At 43.6% G+C, this 20,368-nt stretch carries 14 protein-coding genes; 12 read left to right on the forward strand and 2 right to left on the reverse strand.

Annotation, left to right across the window (positions count from 1 at the left end):
- Positions 1-21: 21 nt before the first annotated feature.
- Entirely contained in the window at positions 22-2,763 is a 2,742-nt protein-coding gene (locus NYE72_RS15475; protein WP_038571160.1) for a hypothetical protein, read from the reverse strand.
- Positions 2,764-2,852: 89 nt separating this feature from the next.
- A complete protein-coding gene (locus NYE72_RS15480) occupies positions 2,853-3,737 on the reverse strand; it encodes a 2-dehydropantoate 2-reductase N-terminal domain-containing protein (RefSeq protein WP_339212089.1) in 885 nt (294 codons plus the stop codon).
- Positions 3,738-3,889: 152 nt separating this feature from the next.
- Between NYE72_RS15480 and NYE72_RS15485 the strand changes: the two genes are divergently transcribed.
- The 12 genes from NYE72_RS15485 (at position 3,890) to NYE72_RS15540 (ending at position 20,287) form a co-directional block, all read left to right on the forward strand.
- Positions 3,890-4,468 (forward strand): TetR/AcrR family transcriptional regulator, encoded by a 579-nt coding sequence (locus NYE72_RS15485; RefSeq protein ID WP_038571167.1) that lies wholly within the window; start codon positions 3,890-3,892, stop codon positions 4,466-4,468.
- 469 nt (positions 4,469-4,937) lie between these two features.
- Positions 4,938-5,507: a TetR/AcrR family transcriptional regulator gene (locus NYE72_RS15490; RefSeq protein ID WP_038571169.1), complete on the forward strand. Its 570-nt coding sequence runs from the start codon at positions 4,938-4,940 to the stop codon at positions 5,505-5,507.
- Between the two features lie 73 nt (positions 5,508-5,580).
- Positions 5,581-6,768, forward strand: coding sequence for an MFS transporter (locus NYE72_RS15495; protein WP_244886338.1), 1,188 nt, complete (start codon positions 5,581-5,583; stop codon positions 6,766-6,768).
- 5 nt (positions 6,769-6,773) lie between these two features.
- Positions 6,774-7,238, forward strand: a complete 465-nt coding sequence (locus tag NYE72_RS15500) for an FAD-dependent monooxygenase (RefSeq protein ID WP_038571172.1) — start codon at positions 6,774-6,776, stop codon at positions 7,236-7,238.
- 41 nt (positions 7,239-7,279) lie between these two features.
- Complete coding sequence (locus NYE72_RS15505; RefSeq protein ID WP_339209940.1) at positions 7,280-7,810, forward strand: FAD-dependent monooxygenase; 531 nt, start codon at positions 7,280-7,282, stop codon at positions 7,808-7,810.
- A gap of 142 nt (positions 7,811-7,952) precedes the next feature.
- Positions 7,953-9,695 carry a histidine kinase gene (locus NYE72_RS15510; protein ID WP_339209941.1) on the forward strand — a complete coding sequence of 581 codons (1,743 nt, stop codon included), beginning with the start codon at positions 7,953-7,955 and terminating at the stop codon, positions 9,693-9,695.
- Positions 9,692-11,275 (forward strand): response regulator, encoded by a 1,584-nt coding sequence (locus NYE72_RS15515; protein WP_076105742.1) that lies wholly within the window; start codon positions 9,692-9,694, stop codon positions 11,273-11,275. Before NYE72_RS15510 ends, NYE72_RS15515 begins: the two co-directional genes overlap by 4 nt.
- Before the next feature lie 8 nt (positions 11,276-11,283).
- Positions 11,284-13,026 carry an extracellular solute-binding protein gene (locus NYE72_RS15520; protein ID WP_076105743.1) on the forward strand — a complete coding sequence of 581 codons (1,743 nt, stop codon included), beginning with the start codon at positions 11,284-11,286 and terminating at the stop codon, positions 13,024-13,026.
- A gap of 227 nt (positions 13,027-13,253) precedes the next feature.
- Positions 13,254-16,604 (forward strand): glycoside hydrolase family 9 protein, encoded by a 3,351-nt coding sequence (locus NYE72_RS15525; protein WP_339209944.1) that lies wholly within the window; start codon positions 13,254-13,256, stop codon positions 16,602-16,604.
- Between the two features lie 121 nt (positions 16,605-16,725).
- A complete protein-coding gene (locus NYE72_RS15530; protein ID WP_038574490.1) occupies positions 16,726-17,685 on the forward strand; it encodes an ABC transporter permease subunit in 960 nt (319 codons plus the stop codon).
- 13 nt (positions 17,686-17,698) lie between these two features.
- Positions 17,699-18,634: a carbohydrate ABC transporter permease gene (locus NYE72_RS15535; protein WP_038571187.1), complete on the forward strand. Its 936-nt coding sequence runs from the start codon at positions 17,699-17,701 to the stop codon at positions 18,632-18,634.
- Between the two features lie 90 nt (positions 18,635-18,724).
- Positions 18,725-20,287: an ABC transporter substrate-binding protein gene (locus NYE72_RS15540; protein ID WP_339209946.1), complete on the forward strand. Its 1,563-nt coding sequence runs from the start codon at positions 18,725-18,727 to the stop codon at positions 20,285-20,287.
- Positions 20,288-20,368: the final 81 nt, after the last annotated feature.

The raw sequence follows: 20,368 nt of genomic DNA on the forward strand, positions 1-20,368 counted from the left end.
GAAAAATTAAAAGATATTCCTTTAATTACTATACTTTTTCAAAGCTTCTGCCATATCCAATTTATATTGATCTACTTTTTTGAAATTATCGATAGTTGTTACAACCATTTGGAAAAGATACTCCGATGTTCCTCCTAATTTTAGATTGTTACGTATTAAATTCATTACAATGTCTAAAACGATTGATGACGGAATGAGGACATCTGTAAGTCTAAACGTATGAGATAAGGATTGTGACCCTAAAGGCCATGGTAAGTCAATCGAAAAAGAAACCGGCACTTTAATATCCAATTTGAAATTTTTCATATTTAAACCTTTTTCAAGTTGATTCTGGATCTCCCCAAAAATATAATCGTTAAAAATCTCAGAAAATTTAGTAAAAGTAAAGTTGGAAGCGTCACGGCAAAGATCCACGAGCTTACGAGGATTGAACTTGATTTCTTTCACTGTCATAACAACAGGAGGGATGATTGCTTCTTGAATTATAGCTTCGACTGCTCCTCTTAACCCTTTGAAAAATTCATCTTTTACTTTACCGGCACCGATTAGAGAAAAAATGTTAAACGTTAATACGTCAGCGGCTTTTTCAGCAATTTCCATTACCGGATCAATCAGTTCTTTCATTAGTTTTTCTTGCATCAGCTTAATTATGAAATCGGTAATAGTATTTAATATCTTGGCTATTTCATTTAGCCAGTGTTCGATTATGGCGAGTAGTTCATCGATCAAGGCTTGAAACAACGCTGGAATCAGTTTTAGAGCGAATTGAATCATATGATCAGTTAAATGATTTATCAAAATTTTGGCTATTGCTTCTATTTCAGCCATTTGAGGCATCCACATCGGATCGCTTTGCAAATGGTTGGCGAAGTCCACGGCGTTACCTTTTATTGGAGTAAATATGTTTAGAGCATTCTCAAAAAGTTGTTCTTGTGCTTCAGGTGTCAAAGGCGCTACCATTTCCGCAATAATTTTAACAGCTGCCTCCAACGGTTTCTTTAAAATATCTTGAGCTCCAAGTGGTCCAAGAACATTTGCAGCCTGACCAGCAGCTTCGCGAAGAAGACCCTCGATTTGTTTATTAACTGAAGTCTGAATTCCGTCCATGACATGAATAACGCTTCTTCCAAGCATTGTGAGTAATACGCTGGATAATGCTTCTTGCATAGTTTTTATGTCAAAATTTTGAAATCCATTAACGATCTCTGGAATTAGAACATCAGAAGTCAGTTGTATGCAGGGAATCAGGGCTTGCTCAAATAGAATCTTAATCTCTTCCTCGCCAGCCAAAGTGTTCGAGATTGCAGTTTTTCTGGCACTTATTTCCGTATCCACGTAATGATCGAAAGCTTGATTTATGGCTCCAAGTGTTGATCTAAAAGAGTTTTCCCCTGTAGTCGAAGGAAATGAGGGACTGAATAAGAACTTCATTGCATCTTGGGCAGTTCCTGAAACGGCAGGTTTGAGAATTGCTGCTATCTCCCGAACGCTATCTACATGTTGTATGGTAAGCGTCAAAGGTTTATCAAGTAGAAATGAAAGAAGATCCTCATGGTTCAAATTTGTGTCAGACGGATGGTTCAAATCTGTATTAATTGCACTTTTGACAGCGGGAGGAGGTTGGTAAGACAATTGTGCCGTAAAAGTAGGCATGGTTGCTTTATCTGCCGCTTGCACTGCAAAGGGGAGCAACAAAGCTGATACCCACAAAGCAGAAATACTTCGGTCAAACTCCTTCTTAAGCTGCTCGTTTTGAATTAATGCTGATAATGAGTCTAAACGAACAAAAATTGCATGGTTATCCGGTACTAACTGAAAAGAATTAAAGCCTTTCAGGGTTTGAATGACTTCTGTGGTTTGTTCAGCTGGTAAAGAAGCAAGGCCAATTAAACGAAGGATCTCTTCCTTAAAGAACACATTCATAGTCAAGAAGAACAACGATTGGAACTGTCCGCCAATAAATGTAAGAACGGTTTGCGCTAGTTTTTCGTTATTGCTCCCGGTACCTTCATTTAATTGTCTACTGACCTCATAGGCTGATTTCACTCCTATCCTTAGCATAGTACCGAGCATTAATGCTTGTTCCTGCTGTGTGTCAATAGCTTTATTAACAATGCCCTCAATTAAGCGGTCCCCATAACGATTGACCAGTTTTGCAGGATCGGGGAATTTAAAATTGATGCCACCTCTATAGCCACCCCCCGCAATAAATCCCATTCCCGCCTCATAGACAAATTGGAATCCAGATTCCCCTAGAGTAGCTGTCTTATGTAAATTACCAAGCATAACAAAATTGGCATACGCCATAAAACCAACCGCAAATTGGGCGTACAAATAACCTTCGAGCTCTGATTCTTCTAACAACAGCTCAATCAATTCACCGGATAAACCATTTCCTGACGGTTTATTCTTCAGGATTTTCAATAACTCTTTAACTGTCATATTCATGCTTAATCCAGCCGCTACCGCCGCTTTAAGAACGGCTTGAAGTCGACCAGCTAGCCCGGCTTCGTCGAATAGATCCAGGGGCGTTTGTATCTGTACTTGGAGAAGAAGCGAAACTTCGGCACTCCCCAATATTTTTAATTCAGCCCATTTATTTAATAAATTATTGATTTGTGCCATAGCCTGAGCGCCTAACTTATAGTTCATTCCTCTTCTCAAGCTACCCTGGCCTGCAACTAAGGTCTGTCCCTGGATATTTCCCCAGCTTTGAGTTGTTGTGCTTTGTTGAAAGATCTGCTGATCTTGATTCAGTGGCAATCTAACACCTCCATATTACATTGTTTTAGTATTAAGTAATATGGGGTGTGAACTCATTTGATAACTTTTATGGAAAAAATTTGCTTGGATCAAATCGAAAACTTCTCATGAAACATTTCATCCAATAATATTATTTCTGCTTTTCTGCTGACAGCTTGGTTTCCAAACTTAACATCAATGATAAACTCATCACTCAGCATCTGCCGATACCGGGATATAATCTCTTCTTCCATCAGTTCTCCCATTGACTTCGTTTCAGTCGGGATTACAGAGATTCCAGCTTGCTCTACCAAGTAAAGATTTTGTTTGATATCTGTAGCTACTTTGCTAAGAATGCTTTCGCTTATTGCTGTCTCAATATCTACCATTCCTTCACTCGTATAAAAATGCTTGTTGACTGCAGCGAGTGCAGCATGTGAAACATGAAATGCTTGAATATCTTTTTGTATTTCATACTGCATTTCAGCTGTTTCGAATATCAAAGCAAGCTGCTTAACTCTTTCGGTCGTTTGTCCATTTATTTCACCAAAATAAGTTTTGGAACCAAATTGAGCGTATAAAATATCCTCTTTAATGTCTCCACCTGCACCAGGGAATCCTGGAAGTAACCGATCACCCACGATTTCAAGCCAGGGATTATAACCAATAGTGTTGGTCAGTGTAATTATTGTTTTGCTCTGATTATTTTTGATCGCAGACAGGGCAGATTCTGCCTGATCATATCGTACAGGAACAAAGATAAAATCATAGATGTCATCATCTACAAGCTTTTCGACCGTCTTAATGGATAGTTGCTTTATCGTACCGTTGTCGTTGTATCTCAAACCCTTCCGCTTAAGTTCATCCAGCCTTTTTCCTCGAGCCAGTAAAGTGACGTCAAACCCCGATTGTGCAAATCTAAGAGCGTATAAACTGCCAATTACGCCAGCGCCAAATATTGGAAGTCTATTTTGTTTTATGTTCACTATTATCATTCCTTCCGAATAACTAGTCACTGATTGTTTAAGCAACATCTGTTTGATAAGATAATAGTATGACAAGATTATGCTTACAACCGTCATTGTAAGAAAAGAGTTGCATAGACAACACATTCCGATAATTGATGTTTTAGAAAGGGGAGACTCAGATGGTACATCAAGAAGATCCGAGAGTAATACGGACTCGCCTGTTAATAAGAGAAGCTTTCAGAAATCTTTTACAGACTAAAGGATTTGATTCAATGACAATAAAAGATATCTCACAGAAAGCTACGATAAACCGGGCTACTTTTTATGCCCATTATGAAGATAAATATGCTTTACTCGATGAATTTACAGAACATTCTTTTCATCAGATGATTCCTGAACAAGTAATGAATGCACGGGAGTTTTCAGATGAAATATGTAACCAGTTGATCTTGTTGACTCATCAGTACATCGTTGATTTTTATCAGAAATGCAGAATGGATTCCAAATCTATTGCTAAGCTGGTGGATGAGAAAGTAAAAAATATGCTGCAGCAAATCATTGAAAACATATTTTTGAAGGGGATTAATTATGATATCGCAGACCGCCAACATACAAAGATCATTTCAGCAATGACAGGTTCAGCGATCTATGGCGCTGCATTTACTTGGTTAATTGAGGGGGAGGCTGATCAGACCGATTTACTTGTGGACATTGTTCGTCCTTATGTAATGAGTGGCCTGGGACTCTTGATAAGATAGAATAGGAACGCTTACAAGCATAACACTCGGGACAAGTCCCACGAACAGGAAGGTTTAATCACTTCGCCAAGATTATCAGAAAGGTGGAACCTATGGTTGATTTTGACTGGTCATTTTGGGAGACGATATTACTTTATTTCATGCTCATTTTTTTCGAATCACCAGTAGGTATAATTATCGTAATTATTTTTGTTATTATTTTTATTATGTTTATAGTTGATAAACTAGTCATCAAATCCTAAATTGCAAATATCCACAAAAACTAACGCTTCGGACCATTCCGAAGCGTTAGTTTTTGTATGCACAAGTTATGTTTAGTCATCTAACGCATGCCTAAATCCAGAAAATAATAATTCTCAAATTAGCTATTTTAAATTTGATGAAAATGATATAAGATAATGTAACAAATGAAACGATACGTATCGTTCTATAATTACATACTTTTAATAAATAACATCTAGGAGGTGAAATGAAATTGAACGTGAAAAACAAAGAACCTCGAAGTAAAAAGGAGATTCTTACTGCAACTCTAGAAATGTTGGAATCTAACAGTTATTCATCATTAACGATTGAGGCTATTGCAGCACAAGCTAGAGTTGGCAAAACAACCATCTATAGATGGTGGGAAAATAAAGCACGGCTTGTATTGGACGCTTTTCTAATGACCGTAGAATCAGAGTTTGAATTTGATAGCAATAAATCCATTGAGGTTAACTTTAAACAACAGCTTGAAGCTTTAGCTCGTATCCTCAATAGCAAAATCGGGAAATCCACTTTAACTATAGTTACAGAGAGCGAAGAAATCGCGAAAGATTTTTACGTATTGTTTTTAATGACTAAAAGAAATGAAGCCAAACAATTACTCCAAGCAGCCATAGATAAGGGAGAATTGAAGTCAACAATTAACCTGGATATAACTTTAGATCTGCTTTATGGTCCCATTTACTTTCAAATTCTCATCTATAAAAAAATTCCGGATGCGGATTACATAAAGGATTTGTTGATCCATGTCTTGGAAGGCATCACTGTTGCAAATTAATAGTAAACCGGGGGATATTCACTTTATGAATCAGACGATAGACGTTCAGAATTACAATAAGAACTATTCATTAATGACGATTATTTTATTTTGGTGTGGTTTAGTTATTCTAACTAGCATGTATATTACAATTCCATTATCCGAAGTGTTTTCGCATGCCTTCCAGATTAGCCCGAGTGAGGCGGCTTGGATTGGGAGTTCATTTTCTCTTTGTTATGCTCTGGGCTGTCTTTTGTATGGACCTTTCTCAGACAGGTATGGACGTAAAGTATTTTTAGTAGCTAGCATTATTGGGTTAACCGTAGTTACGCTTGCGCTAGGATTTGTGGATAGTTTTTACGGGCTTATTATGCTCAGAGGAGTGCAAGGCCTAGTGGCTGCTGCATTTGCACCTATTGCGCTAGTGTATGCAGGGGAAATGTTCCCGCCTCTTAAAAGATTAACAGCCGTTGGATTTATAAGCTCAGGACTGTTAATGGCAGGCATAGTAGGCCAGGTTTTTAGTGGGATTGTTAACGAAGCTCTTGGCTGGCGTGCTATTTTCTTTATTTTGGGGATTGTGTATGGTATTACTTCAGTGATTGTAATGAGGTTCCTTCCTAAAGATGAAATGCTAAGACCGAAAGAAAATGTTCTGCGGAAGTTTAAACAAATGACATTTCTGCTAAAACAATCACAATTGCTTTTGGCTTTTGCGATAACCTTTATGCTTCTATTAACTTTAGTTGGCATGTACACTGTTTTGGGAAGTTATTTAAGCTCAGCTAAGTTTGGACTTTCCTCACAGGATATCCTTTATATTCGTGCATTTGGAATCGCGGGGATGCTTTTATCACCCTTTTCCGGAAGAATTGCTCAAAAACTGGGAATGGCCGCTGTTCTAAGGGGAGGCTTAGCTTTAGCTGCAATTGGGTTGCTTGCTCTAGGTTTTAGCACGAACCTGCCATTTCTTGTCCTAATGAGCGTTGTATTTGTGGCTGGTATCGCGCTGGTAACTCCCGTTATCATCTCAATCGTCAGTCAATTAGGGGGAAATGCAAGAGGGTCTGCTATTTCATTCAATGCATTTATTCTATTCCTAGGTGCTAGCACAGGCCCGATATTAGCTTTGAAATTATTAAAAACAGAAAATTATTCGTTATCCTTTACTATATTAGGTTCTATTCTTTTATTAGGTTTTTTAATCTCTCTTTTTCTTAGATTATCGGCTAGGGTTCCAGTAGTGAAAAATGAACGGGCTGCTTCTTTACCCACAGAGTGATAGGAATGATTAAAGAAACGGAGATTTGCATTGTTGGTGGTGGACCTTCAGGTCTCTTTCTAGGGCTGCTGTTAGCCAAAAACGGAATTAGAGTTACTGTACTGGAAAGTCAAACAAGCTTTAATCGCAAGTTTAGAGGAGAAGTTCTCCAGCCTCGATTTGTAAGGCTCATGAAAGAGCTGAACCTGGAACAGCGTCTTGAAAAGTATGAGCATATAAAATTATTTAATGCCGAAATATGGAATAATAAAAAATATATCACTCAAATTGATTATAAAAAGGAAATGCCAGAGGGACCTTACGCAATTAAAATAAAACAATCCGTCCTGTTAACTTTTCTTTATGATCTAGCAAAGGATTATACTAATTTTGTGCTCGTTTTTAACGCTAAGGTCACTTCAACTATTAAAAGTGCAAATCGAACAGTCGGGGTAAACGCCTTAGTAGATGGACAAATAGTAACTTCATAGGACTTCCTTATTCCTCTGATTGTGTGCAAATAGGTTTTACAATGAAGAAAGACCAATGGAATACCATAAAAAGAAAAGGCATCGAACCATTAAAGCTTGAATTCATAAAGGCCTTTCCTGAGCTTGAAGAAGACATTGAAAAAATCAGTGATTTCAAATCGTTCGTTTCTATCCAATCAGAGACTTTTATGGTGGACAATTGGCATGATAAGGGTTGTATTCTAATCGGTGATGCTGCACATTGTTCTTCTCCACTCGGAGCTATCGGATTGTCCTTGGCTTTTGAAACAGCGCTGGTCACAGCTGAACTTATTGTTGCATCAAAATTAGAGCCAAATCATGAATACAAGCGTTTAGATCGTTTGCAGCCCATTCGTAATCGGGAAATTCGTTTTGTGCATTTTGCTCAACAGTTGATAATCAGCATGATCGTTAAATCCCCTAAAGGGATTAAAAACTTCTCGCTAGCGTGCATGAAACTGATGGGAAATAGCAGGATCGCTAGATATTTAATGCGGAGATTCTTTTTGGGGAGTCCTAAAATAACGATTGATAATGCCTTTAAATTTTAACGAAGCCTCATTCCTAAGTAGAGTTCATTGGGAATGAGGTTATTTTAATTTGTTGAAACGCAAAGAATTTGTATAGAAAACGCTTTCTATCCATTGTAAAATACAGGTTGAGGTGTAATTACAAAACAAGGATGGAAATCCCATGCGGATCAAATTTAATATTTTTCAGAAAATGTTAGTGTTATTGCTGATTCTGCTAACTCCGGTTGTAGCGCTGTACTATTATTCTACCTCTAAGAGCATCAACGTCATACAGGAGGAGCTTATCAAAGCCAGCCTGAACCGGATGGAGCTTTTCGTGGCACAACTGGATGCCAGCATTGAGAAGTTCGACTTAGTCTCCGCACCTATGCTCGTTGACACGAACGTGCTGGAGTACCTTTACAACCTCAACATGAGCGATTATTCCCTAATGAAAACAAGGCTGCTGATCCAAGAGAAGCTGTCGCTGGCCAGCGCATCGGGCAACTGGCGCAATGACGTAACCGTCTATTTCCCGCAACGAGACGATAGTATTTCTTCTTCCCCCTCCTATGAATATGACCTTAAAGAGTTTGAAAGCCGATTTTCGCTAGGGTGGAGCTACAGCGAAGATTTGGAGATTGGCTCCGGTTTTACTCGAACTTATGTCACTACGGGTTACAAACCAGCCCGTCCGGACGATCTGGATGTTGCCGTTCGCATTAACCTCTACAAGTGGAGCTTCGAAAATTTGCTTGATACCTACAAATCTGGTCACTCTGACAACCCGTTTTTTTACAAAGAAGGACATGCCATCATCGCCAGCCGGTCCGCAGATGGGCCCAAGATGGACCAAATTATCACGGAATTAGGCGACAGGATCAATAGCCGGGATTCAAGTTTTTTAATTCATTCCTTCGACGGCAGGCCTTATCTGATTACCTATTATTATTCCAATATTCTTGAGTGGCATCTCGTCGATTCTGTTCCACTTAACCAGATTATCGGACCTATCAAGCAACAGCGGTTATTGTTTGGAGCTTCTTCGATTATTTTGCTCCTATCCTGTATTACCGCCGCGTCTGCCTTGTACTGGAACGTACATCGGCCTATCTTTCAACTTGTGCGTGCGGTGCAGCGGATTAAGGAAGGCGATTACGCCTACCGCCTGCCGAAGAAATCAAACAATGAATTCACGTTCCTGATGCAGAACTTTAACGAGATGGCGACGCAGATCCAAGATCTCATCGAGAATGTCCTACAATCGCGTATCCTTGCGCGCGATGCTACGCTAAAACAGCTACAAGCACAGATCCATCCTCATTTTCTGTACAATTGTTTAGGTTTCATCATTAATATGACCAAGATGGGAAAGAATCGGGCTGTCATAGACATGGCGTATCATCTGGCCGACTATTACCGGTATACGACGCGAATGGATAATCAAGGAGTCAGCCTGGGGGAAGAACTGGCGTTCGTGCGCATTCACCTCGAGATTCTTCGGCTTCGCAATGAGACGCTGTCCTACAGCATCGAACTGCCTGAAGAGTTGGCGGAGCTGCGAATTCCCCGGCTTCTTATCCAACCGATCGTGGAGAATGCGATCGTGCATGGACTTGAGAACGTCGAATATCCAGGCCAGGTTGAAATTAGAGTTTACGTCAATGAAGACCAATTGCACTTGGAAGTGGAGGATAACGGAAAAGGATTAAATAAAGAACGGATGGACCAACTGCAAATGGAGCTTCATATTCCGGCCAGCGAATATGCAGGCTGCGGTCTTTGGAACGTATATCAAAGACTGCAAGGCAACTTCGGTTCAGACGCTCAAATTGAGTTTTGCCCGTCCAGACTGGGGGGGCTAAACGTGAGGCTGATTTGGAGACTTGGGATGAAAGATGAAACGAAGGAGGAAGAGCAATGAATAGCCTGCTTGTAGTTGATGACGAGAAACATTATGCGGACAGTCTGGCAGATACAATTCCATGGGCGACACTTGGTATCTCCCGCGTTTGGAAGGCTTACAGCGCGAGCGAGGCACTTGCTCTGATAGACACCTTCCCCATTGACATCCTTATGACGGATATCCGTATGCCCCGCATGAACGGCCTGGAACTGATCGAACAGGCCAGGCTTCGTATTCCAGGGCTGAAGTGCCTGCTGCTCACAGGTTATGCGGACTTCGATTACGCCCGAAAAGCGATTGAGCTGCAAGCGCTCGATTACCTGATGAAGCCCGCGAAGGACGAGCAGCTACTTAAGGCAATGGGCCGGATCATTAAGCAGCTTGAGCAGGAGCGATCAATCGAACAGGGCTTCCGTATCTACCGAGACAATAGTGCAGAACTGAAAGCAGGGTTGTTGCTCAAAGTGCTCAGCGGAAATCTGAATAGCAAGGCGCTTGCAGAGAAGTTAAAGCTGTTTGACCTCCCTCTTCCGATACCAGGTCATGTCTCGATGTGCCTGGTCCGATTGGGTTCCCCCTTCGATGGACAAGACCTCTATTCGCAGTCACTGATCCGGTTCGCGGTAACAAACATGCTGGAAGAATTGCTGATGGACCGCTATGACTGCTGGTCGGCGGCGGATGATGAAGGAAACCTGCTCGCTCTGGTATACGACCTATCAGGAGCACCACCCGATCCGGAATGGGTGCTTGAGCGGATAGAGCGATTAAAGCAAGAAGTACAGAGTTTGCTTAAAGGTAAAATTTCTGTAGGGGAAACCGACTGTCTATTCCCGGAAGGACTGCAAGCTAGTTATATGACAGCTAAATCGCGATTAGATAGTGACGGTTTTTCGGGTGGGCAGGTGCCCGAGCGGAATGAAGAGGAAGCGCGTCTTATGCGCAAGCTGTATGAAACGCCTCTGCTGACACATCTTTTGGAAACGGAGCAATGGGAAGCGGCGGAAGCTAAGATCCGAGCGTTCGTGTCACCGCTATTGCATACGGGTTCACCTAACCTCATGCGCGACGTCTTTTTCTTTCTCTCCAATGCCTTCCAGTATATCGCGAATCGCAGTGGCAGGACGCTGGCCCAAATGCTCACTCCTGAGCAATCGGCTTTCGTTAAAGGAAAAGCGATGCTGCACGCGTCGCAGCTGGAAAGCTGGGCGCTCGACTTACTACGCACACTTCGCGATAAGCTAGGGGAGGAGACCGAGGACCACAGCCAGGTGATCGTCCGGAAGACGCAACTCTACATCCAGAAAGAGCTGGACAAGGACTTGTCACTTACTTTGCTGGCCAAACGCGTCTTCGTACATCCTAACCATCTGTCAAAAATCTTTAAGCAGTGTACAGGCACTACCGTATCCCAATATATTTACGAGCAGCGTATGCTCAAAGCCTGCGAGGTGCTCAAGCATACAAATAATAAAATCTACCATATTGGTGAAAGTATTGGCTATCCCAATACCAACTGGTTTATTCGGAAATTCCGTGACTATTATCAGGTGACACCGCAGGAATTCAGGGATAGATACCGATCGGGAATGGAGTGATTGGGCCGGTGAAGAAGCAAAAAAGAAAGGCCAGATTTCTATGGGCAGTTCTGAGCGGAGTACTGCTAGTTTCCGGCTGTTTAAGTAACACAGGGAAAACGGCACAGAACAGTACATCCAATGGGGAAACGAAGCCGGTATGGGACTTTAAATACGATCCGCCTATAACCATCACAACAGGAATCGTGGACGAGAATCGGCCTAACGCATTCAAGCCAGATGAGAGCCTTACAGACAACGTGCACACCCGCTGGATGGAAGATAATCTGGGAATCGTCACGAAGTTTGATTGGATTGTCAGCAAGTTCGAGGATGCAGATACCAAAATTCGGCTGGCGCTGGCTGTGAATGGCAAGCTGCCGGACACCCTTAGCGCTGAAGGAGACATCCTGAAGTATCTGCTGAAAGCCGACAAGCTGCTTCCGCTGGATGATGCCATCGAGAAGTATGCGCATCCTAAGCTAAAAGAAGCGCTCGAGAAGTACGCTTATACTATGGCAGAAGTGACCAAAGACGGCAAGATATATGGACTTCCCCGTTTTAGTGCAGGAGATGAGGGAACGGTCATGTGGATCCGTAAGGATTGGCTTGAGAAACTGTCGCTGAACCCGCCTACGACGATAAGTGAGTTGGAGAACGTGCTGAAGGCATTTTCTGAACAAGATCCTAATGGGAATGGCGAAGATGACGAAGTTGGTCTGGCGGTTCCGCTAAAGGAAGGTCCCTGGAGCTGGATGGGGCAGACAGATGCGATCGCCGGAGCTTTTTCAAGGCAGATGATTAGCACGTCTGACATCAAACTGTTCTGGAATGAGGACGAGAAGGGCAGCTTGATGTTTGGCGCCGTACATCCGGATGCTAAGAAATACCTGGAAACGATGGCGTCCTGGATGGCGAAGGGCTACATGGACAGAGATGCAGGCATGCAGGACCCGAGCCAAGCGTCCGAACTGGCGGTTAACGGAATGGCTGGTGTCATGTTCGGCCCGTTTTGGATGGGAGCCTGGCCGCTCGGCGATACAGTGAAGGTCGACCCGGAAGCGGATTGGGAGGCTTATTCCCTTCCTGCCGGACCGGATGGGTTAAAGGGCAAGGCACAAAAGCCGTTGTACGGTATCTATACGGTGTTCAGCAAGGATTTCACGAATATGGAAGCCTGGTTCGCTTATTATAACAAGTTGCTTGCCAAAAATTTCGGACCGGATGATCCGTACTTCGATCCCCGATTCGCACAAGGGTTTCACGAAGGTTACGATTATGTGATCATGAACGACAAGGTCATTACTGTCAATTTTGCGACTGAAGGCGTGCCGAATGATAAGTGGCCGCTTGCGGACGGGTCTTCAATGGATATGCGCTGGATGCTCTATCCGCTGACAGGTGGCGCTCCAGCCTTGCCTTATATGAATGCGGATGCAATCAGAAAATTATCTGAAAATTCGGAAGCAATAGTGACGACGCCGATCGAACAAGCCATTAAAGGTTTGAATTCGGCTCAACTTACGGCGGCTGGGGTAGCGATTGCCGAGCAGGGACTCGAAATCCCGAACCGGTACCACGGACCTTTAACGGACGGGATGGAGAAACACGGAGTGTTCCTGCAGAAACTCGCAACGGAGAGTTATCTGAGCATCATTTATAGCGAGAAGCCGCTCTCCTACTTTGATGAGTTCGTAGCCCAATTTTACAAGAATGGCGGCGACGTAATCACGAGAGAAGTAAATAATTGGTACATGGAAAACAAGCCATAATATTGTGGCTTGTTTTCTTCTATGTTCCTTTATTTCTTCTATATAACAGGATTAACTTATTGAATTAAAATGATTTTATTAGAAAGCGTTTTCAATAAAAAGAGGTGATGGTATACGAAGCTAATCATAGAGTAACTCTCACAACTAAGTGTAAACTTTCGAACTGAGTTTTGTTTGAAGCGGAGCGAAGCAGTTTATGCTCACAAAACTTTTTAGGAGGAGAGGTAATGAGGAAAAAAGTAAGCGTGTTTCTGGCATTAACTATGTTTGTGACTATCTTTTTTTCAAATCCGATCAAGACTAATGCGGCAACCCCCGAAGCGCCTGCAGGATGGAGAGACTTACTAGATTACCAAATATTCAGTAATATATCCGATGGCTGGGCAGGAGATAGCGGGTTTGGATTGGAGACGGAGAACAGCAAGCTGCCCATAGATTCTACAGCAATGTACAATGGATTGCCTTCATTATTGTTGAATGCGAAGACGCCTACCAGTCCTTCCTGGTACAACGCTTTAATTACGGTTGCCGGCTGGAAAGCGTATGACTTTACCTCTTATCATCCAAATGGATTCCTTGAGTTTAATATCAAAGGAAATGCGGGTGGAGAGTCCTTTTTACTGGGCTTCAAAGACCGGGTATTCGAAAGAGCTGCCGGCAATGAAATTACCACTACAGTAAACATTAACAACTACGTCAGCATTACTACAAGTTGGACCCATGTGAAGATCCCGTTAAAGGATCTAATTCAGGTCTCCCAAGGAATTGATGTATCTTCCATAGATGCATTATCCATCAAGAATAATGGTTTTCAACCTTTAAAAGTCTGGCTTAATGACATTAGGGTTACGTCTCCCGATAAGGAAAAAGAGTACGCACCCATCAAGGTCAATCAATTAGGTTATCCCGTAGATGGAGTAAAGCAAGCGCTCGTAACCGGTTTTGAGGATGTGCTCACGGTCGATGCAGGTACTCCGTTTAACGTTATTAACGCCACAAATAATTCCACAGCTTACTCCGGAACGCTTGTACTCACCAAGAATTATGATGCTATTGACAGCGGGGAGCGTATTTTTACCGCCGATTTCACAAATTTAACGATTCCGGGAAAATATTATGTTTCAGTTCAGGGTCTTCAGAATTCGCCCAAGTTCACTATCAGCGAAGCTAACGAAATCTATGAACCCTTTTTAAATGACGTAACGAGATACTTCTATTACCAGAGAACCGGGATTAATATTACCAGCCCATACACTCAAAATTATCAAAGAACAGATTTTACTCCTGACACCGCAGTGCCTTTAATGTCCAATCCTTCCATCAAAAAAGATGTTTCCAAGGGATGGTACGATGCGGGCGATAAAGGCAAGTACGTTAACGCAGGAGCCAAAGCCTTGTCGGATCTCTTCTGGGCCTATGAAATGATGCCGGAGAAATTTACGGACAATCAATTTAATATTCCTGAGAGCGGAAACGGCATTCCCGACATCCTGGATGAGGCAAGGTGGGAACTGGAATGGATGCTCAAAATGCAGGATGCTGCAACTGGCGGTTTCTATGCGCGAGTGACCTTTCAGGATGACGACAATATGGTAGACAGAGAAATTATCGATAAGGATACGGTAAGCTCGCGGACTGATATCAAAACGACCGCCGATACAGCTACCGCAGCAGGTGTATTGGCACATGCCTACTTAATGTATCAGAATATTGATCCGGCTTTTGCCCAAAGTTGCTTGGATGCGGCAATAGACGCATGGGGGTACCTGGAAGCACATCCGGAAAATATTCGGACGCCTAACACGGGCAGATGGCCTTACGATGTGACGGATGACGCTTCGAATCGTCTGTGGGCTGCAGGCTCCCTGTACCGATCAACCGGCGATGCCGAATACAACGATTATTTCCTGGCGAATTACACTGATATGGGAATATTTTTTGAGGATACCCTTGATTTCGCCAGTGGTTGGGCAAACACCTGGAATACAGGCTTCTTCAGCTATCTGAAAGCCGCTAATCCGGACTCTGGAGTCTTAAGCTGGTATTCGGATAAATTCCAGCAATGGTTCAATGATAAAGTGAGCAGATACAACGACAGCCCTTGGAAAAGCATCATAAAAGATGGTAACTACTATTGGGGAATTACCATGCAGGTTGCGGACACACCGATGGAAATGATCATCGGTACGAAATTGCTGGGAACTTTTGAGAGCAACCGCGCTATCATTAATGAGATTAACAATAGCCAGTTAGACTGGATTCTGGGGCAGAACCCGGTAGGCGTATCTTTTGTATCAGGTTACGGCGATAACAGCGTGAAATATCCGTTCAGCATCATGTATAGAACGGATGGTTTACCTGGTGTACCTAAGGGATATCTGGTCGGAGGACCGAATAAATACTCCAATGACATAACTGTAGGAAACCAGATATCAAGATTTGCAGCCAAAAACTATACCGATAACTTCCAAGAATGGACTACAAATGAACATACCGTTTATTGGAATTCAGGGTTGGTATTCATTGCCGCATTCGCAACCGGAAATAGCACCAATTCGACCATTAATCCAACGACTGCTGCCTTTGATAAGAAAACCGCAAATCAAGCTGATATTCCGGTGACCCTAACGTTGAACGGCAACACGCTCACCGACATTAAGAACGGTACGACATCTCTGGTTGTGGACACGGACTATACCGTTTCGGGTAACACGGTCACTCTACACAAGAGCTATCTCGCGCAGCAGCCAATCGGCACGGTCAACCTCACTTTCCAGTTTAACGCCGGTTCATCTGCTACGCTATCCGTTGCTGTGAACGATTCGTCGGTTATTAACTCGACGATCAGTCCGACGACCGCTACCTTTGACAAGCAAACCGCGAATCAGACCGACATTCCGGTGACCTTGACGCTGAACGATAACACACTCATCGGCATTAATAATGGCACGACTGCCCTAGTTGCTGGTACGGACTACACCGTATCAGGCACGACAGTGACGATCCAGAAGGCTTATCTGGCTGCCCAACCGGTGGGAACAACGACACTGACTTTCAACTTTAGCACAGGAGCAAGTGCGAATCTTGCGGTCTCCGTGGTCGATACCTCCTCTACCGGAAGTGGTTCTATCACAGTGCAGCAGTACAATTCTCCTGTTACGGCAACGAGCAATTCGTTAAACCCACGGATAAAGCTGAAGAACACCGGTACCACTGCCATCAATCTGTCCGACGTGAAGCTTCATTATTATTACACGATCGATGGGGAGAAGGATCAGAATTTCTGGTGCGATTGGTCCACTGTCGGCAGTAGCAACGTAACTGGCGTCTTCGTCAAGTTGCCGGCTCCTTTGACAGGAGCTGATCATTATCTGGAAATCGGCTTTACGAGCGGAGCTGGAAGTTTGGCTGCTGGAGACAGCATTGAGCTTCAGATCCGCATGAACAAGACCGATTGGACGAACTACACGCAGACGGGCGATTACTCCTTCGATTCGACCGATTCGACTTACACCGATTGGAGTCATACAACTGGCTATGTCGCAGGCGCTCTTCAGTGGGGAACAGAACCTCAATAAGTAACGTCACAATTGCCATTACGGCTCAATAGCGAAAACCTGAACTCCCCATTACCGCCTAAACAACGGTGTGGGGAGTGTGTAAGACAGTGAAAGGAGTGCAACAACTCTATTGAAAGCTATGCCACTTCCTACAAATAGGAAACCGATACGTACTGTACGTAATTTTTCCATCGTGAAGAATCTTCGTACTTACTGGATGTTCTACGCAATGATGCTGCCGGGAATCGTTCTGCTTGTAATAAATAACTACATCCCTTTGTTCGGGATCGTTATTGCCTTTAAGACAATCAATTACCAGGACGGAATCCTGGGAAGCCCCTGGACAGGGATGAAAAATTTCGAATACCTGTTTGCCTCGAAGGATTCGTACATCATCATTCGCAACACATTACTTTATAATTCGCTGTTTATTGTATTGAACATGGCGCTTCCACTAGGGTTCGCCTTGATGCTTAACGAGATGAAGAACCGCTTCCTCTCGAAGCTACACCAAACGATCATGTTCCTGCCATACTTCCTGTCGATGATCGTCATCTCGTACTTGGTGTATGGGTTCATGAGCGACGAACGAGGATACTTCAACGGCACATTGCTGCCGGCGCTTGGTCTTGATTCCGTACGCTGGTACTTCACGAAAGAAGTGTGGCCGATCGTCTTGCCGATCATTAACACGTGGAAAAACATGGGGTACTACACGGTTGTGTACATGGCAGCAATCATTGGTATCGACGAGGAGTACTACGAAGCCGCGACGATAGACGGGGCGAACAAGTGGCAACAGATCAAGAAAATCACGATTCCCTTGATCATGCCTGTCCTCACGATTATGACTTTGCTGCAGGTTGGCCGGATCTTCAATGCTGACTTTGGCCTATTCTTCCAAGTGCCGCGTGAATCGGGGGCATTGTTCCCTGTGACAAACGTTATCGATACCTATGTCTACCGCACCTTCCTGACCGTTGGGGATATCGGACTTTCCTCAGCAGCAGGCCTGTTCCAATCAGTAGTTGGTTTCATCTTGGTTTTTGTATCTAATTGGGTCGTTCGCCGCTTTAATCGCGAGAACGCGCTGTTCTAAGAGAGGAGCCCTTATGACCAATACAAAGAGTAAATCCTTATCTGGGTCCAATCCAAAGAATCAGCTGTCGGGATGGGCGTCAACCCTCATCAACATCTTCTTCGTCATCTATTCGGCGCTCTGTATCCTACCGCTTTTGCTGATTCTTTCGGTATCGTTCTCCGATGAGCAGTCCGTTATGACACACGGATATCGATTTATGCCCGAAAATTTCAATCTGGCAGCCTATCGATTCCTAATGAAAGATATCAGTCAAATCGTTCATTCCTATGGAATCTCACTAACTGTCACGGTGATCGGCACGATACTAAGCGTCATCATAATAGCACTGTATGCGTACCCCATTTCCCGGAATAATTTTCCACAGGCTAAGTATTTTACATTTTTTGTTTTTCTAACGATGCTGATATCCGGCGGTTTAGTCCCTTGGTACTTGGTTTACGTACAGATGCTGGAATTAAAAGATACACTTTGGGCACTGATCATGCCGCTGATCATGTCCGCATTCTGGGTACTGATCATGCGCACTTTCTTTAAGGAGACCGTACCTGAAGCTGTGCTGGAGTCAGCCAAAATAGATGGGGCAGGGGAGCTACGGATATTTATCCGAATTGTATTGCCCTTATCTCTGCCGGTTCTGGCAACCGTAGCACTGTTCCAAACACTGACATACTGGAACGACTGGTTCCTAAGCTTAATGTTTATTACAGACAACCACAATATATCCGTGCAGTACTTTCTTTACAAGATGATGGTCAACATCCAGTACTTATCCAGTAACCCGAACGCGATGGCTGAAATTACCCGAGCTGGCGGAATGATTAACTTCCCAAGTGAAACCGTGCGTATGGCGATGGTGGTTGTAGGTGTTGGACCTATTGTATTTGCTTACCCGTTCTTCCAGAAATACTTTATTAGAGGACTGACAGTAGGCTCCGTTAAAGGCTAAGATTGCCGATCACTTACGTGGGCACGGAAACGGCTAAAACCAGTATATGGTTTAGCATATCATTCTATTTTACGGGGGGATTACTTGAAAATGAAGGATACGAAAAGCAAGGCTTCACTGCTTCTCACACTGATGCTTATCTCAGCAGTAGGCACTACGGCTTGCGGCAATTCAAACAACTCGAACAACGCTACACCGGATAATGCCGGAAAAGAAAGCGCCACACCGAGCTCATCAGCGAATTCAACCACCGATAACACATCCAATGAGCCCTCGAAGCTGGAACCCTACAAACTAAAGCTGGTCTACGAAGGAGCTCCACAGGCGGACGAGGCTATCGTCGAGGAAGCGCTGAACAAGATCTTGACCGAAAAAATCAACGCGACGGTAGATATCGCACCAATCGATTGGGGAGCATGGGATGATAAGACTAACCTCATCATCGCTTCTCGAGAGCCCGTAGACATTCTATTTACAGCCTCATGGAACGGGTATGCAAAGAACGTTGCCAAAGGTGCTTACTTAGATCTCGGTCCCTTGCTCGATCAGTATGGCCAGGGCATTAAGGATAGCTTGGATCCAGCTTTTCTCGATGGCTCCAAAATCGGCGGCAAAAATTATGCAGTTCCTACTAATAAAGAATTGGCATCGTCAGGGGGCATTGTGTACCGGAAGGACATTGCCGATGAACTCGGCATCGACATGAGTAAAGTGCAAAAAATCGAAGATTTAGATGCCGTTTATAAGATCGTTAAAGAGAAGAAGCCAACCATGTATCCGCTGTATACAACGGGTGGCACGTTCGCCTCTCACTCTTTTGTGGAATTGGATTTTTTAGGTGATACGACGATACCTGGCGCTATCGATAAGAATGGCACGGAGGCGACAGTCAAACCGGCCGAAGAGTATCCCCAATACTTAAATGCATTAAAAGTAACCCGTGATTTCTTCCAGAAGGGGTATCTAAACAAAGATGCGGCCACTTCCCAAACGTCATCCCTTGATGCTTATAAGACGGGCAACGTATTTTCCACTGTAGAGCCTCTCAAGCCAGGCAAAGCAGAGGAAATCGCATCCGCGACAGGACTTGATGGCAAGCTTTCACAAATTACTTTGACAGGTAAAACGGTCGCCACATCGGAGACTACCGGTGCCATGTTAGCCATCTCATCAACGTCCAAGAACCCGGAACGCGCCATGATGCTGATTAACCTGCTTCATACAGATCAAGAGATTATTAATCTGCTTAACTTCGGTATTGAAGGTACACATTTCACACTTAATGGTAATGTTATGACGCAGACGGAGAAGTCAGGACAGTACGCACCGGGCGTCGCTTGGGAGCTGGGAAATCAGTTCCTCAACTATGTCTGGAGCTCGGAAGCTCCGGACAAGTGGGAGCAGTTCAAAAAGTTCAACGAAGGGGCCAAATCGTCACCAGCGCTGGGCTTCACCTTTGACAGTGAGCCAGTCAAATCAGAAGTTGGAGCACTAGCAAACGTCCTAAGAGAATATCAGAAGATGCTTGAGACCGGCTCGGTTGATCTGGACAAAGAATTACCGAAATTTATCGCCGCCCAAAAATCGGCCGGCCTAGATAAAGTCATTGCTGAAAAGCAAAAACAGCTTGATGAATTCCTTGCCAGTAGGTAATATGCGTTCATAGCGAACAAAGGACCTGCTTATTGTTCTTATACTGAACAATAAGCAGGTCCTTTCGCTATATAATTCACA

The sequence above is a fragment of the Paenibacillus sp. FSL L8-0333 genome, assembly GCF_037965665.1.
Taxonomy (GTDB): Bacteria; Bacillota; Bacilli; order Paenibacillales; family Paenibacillaceae; genus Paenibacillus_AQ; species Paenibacillus_AQ odorifer.

What these genes read in the sequence shown, in the direction of transcription:
- NYE72_RS15480 (WP_339212089.1), bottom strand. Translation starts at nt 3,737, where the DNA reads ATGATAATAGTGAACATAAAACAAAATAGACTTCCAATATTTGGCGCT.
- NYE72_RS15485 (WP_038571167.1), top strand. Translation starts at nt 3,890, where the DNA reads ATGGTACATCAAGAAGATCCGAGAGTAATACGGACTCGCCTGTTAATA.
- NYE72_RS15490 (WP_038571169.1), top strand. Translation starts at nt 4,938, where the DNA reads ATGAAATTGAACGTGAAAAACAAAGAACCTCGAAGTAAAAAGGAGATT.
- NYE72_RS15495 (WP_244886338.1), top strand. Translation starts at nt 5,581, where the DNA reads ATGACGATTATTTTATTTTGGTGTGGTTTAGTTATTCTAACTAGCATG.
- NYE72_RS15500 (WP_038571172.1), top strand. Translation starts at nt 6,774, where the DNA reads ATGATTAAAGAAACGGAGATTTGCATTGTTGGTGGTGGACCTTCAGGT.
- NYE72_RS15505 (WP_339209940.1), top strand. Translation starts at nt 7,280, where the DNA reads ATGAAGAAAGACCAATGGAATACCATAAAAAGAAAAGGCATCGAACCA.
- NYE72_RS15510 (WP_339209941.1), top strand. Translation starts at nt 7,953, where the DNA reads ATGCGGATCAAATTTAATATTTTTCAGAAAATGTTAGTGTTATTGCTG.
- NYE72_RS15515 (WP_076105742.1), top strand. Translation starts at nt 9,692, where the DNA reads ATGAATAGCCTGCTTGTAGTTGATGACGAGAAACATTATGCGGACAGT.
- NYE72_RS15525 (WP_339209944.1), top strand. Translation starts at nt 13,254, where the DNA reads ATGAGGAAAAAAGTAAGCGTGTTTCTGGCATTAACTATGTTTGTGACT.
- NYE72_RS15530 (WP_038574490.1), top strand. Translation starts at nt 16,726, where the DNA reads ATGCCACTTCCTACAAATAGGAAACCGATACGTACTGTACGTAATTTT.
- NYE72_RS15535 (WP_038571187.1), top strand. Translation starts at nt 17,699, where the DNA reads ATGACCAATACAAAGAGTAAATCCTTATCTGGGTCCAATCCAAAGAAT.
- NYE72_RS15540 (WP_339209946.1), top strand. Translation starts at nt 18,725, where the DNA reads ATGAAGGATACGAAAAGCAAGGCTTCACTGCTTCTCACACTGATGCTT.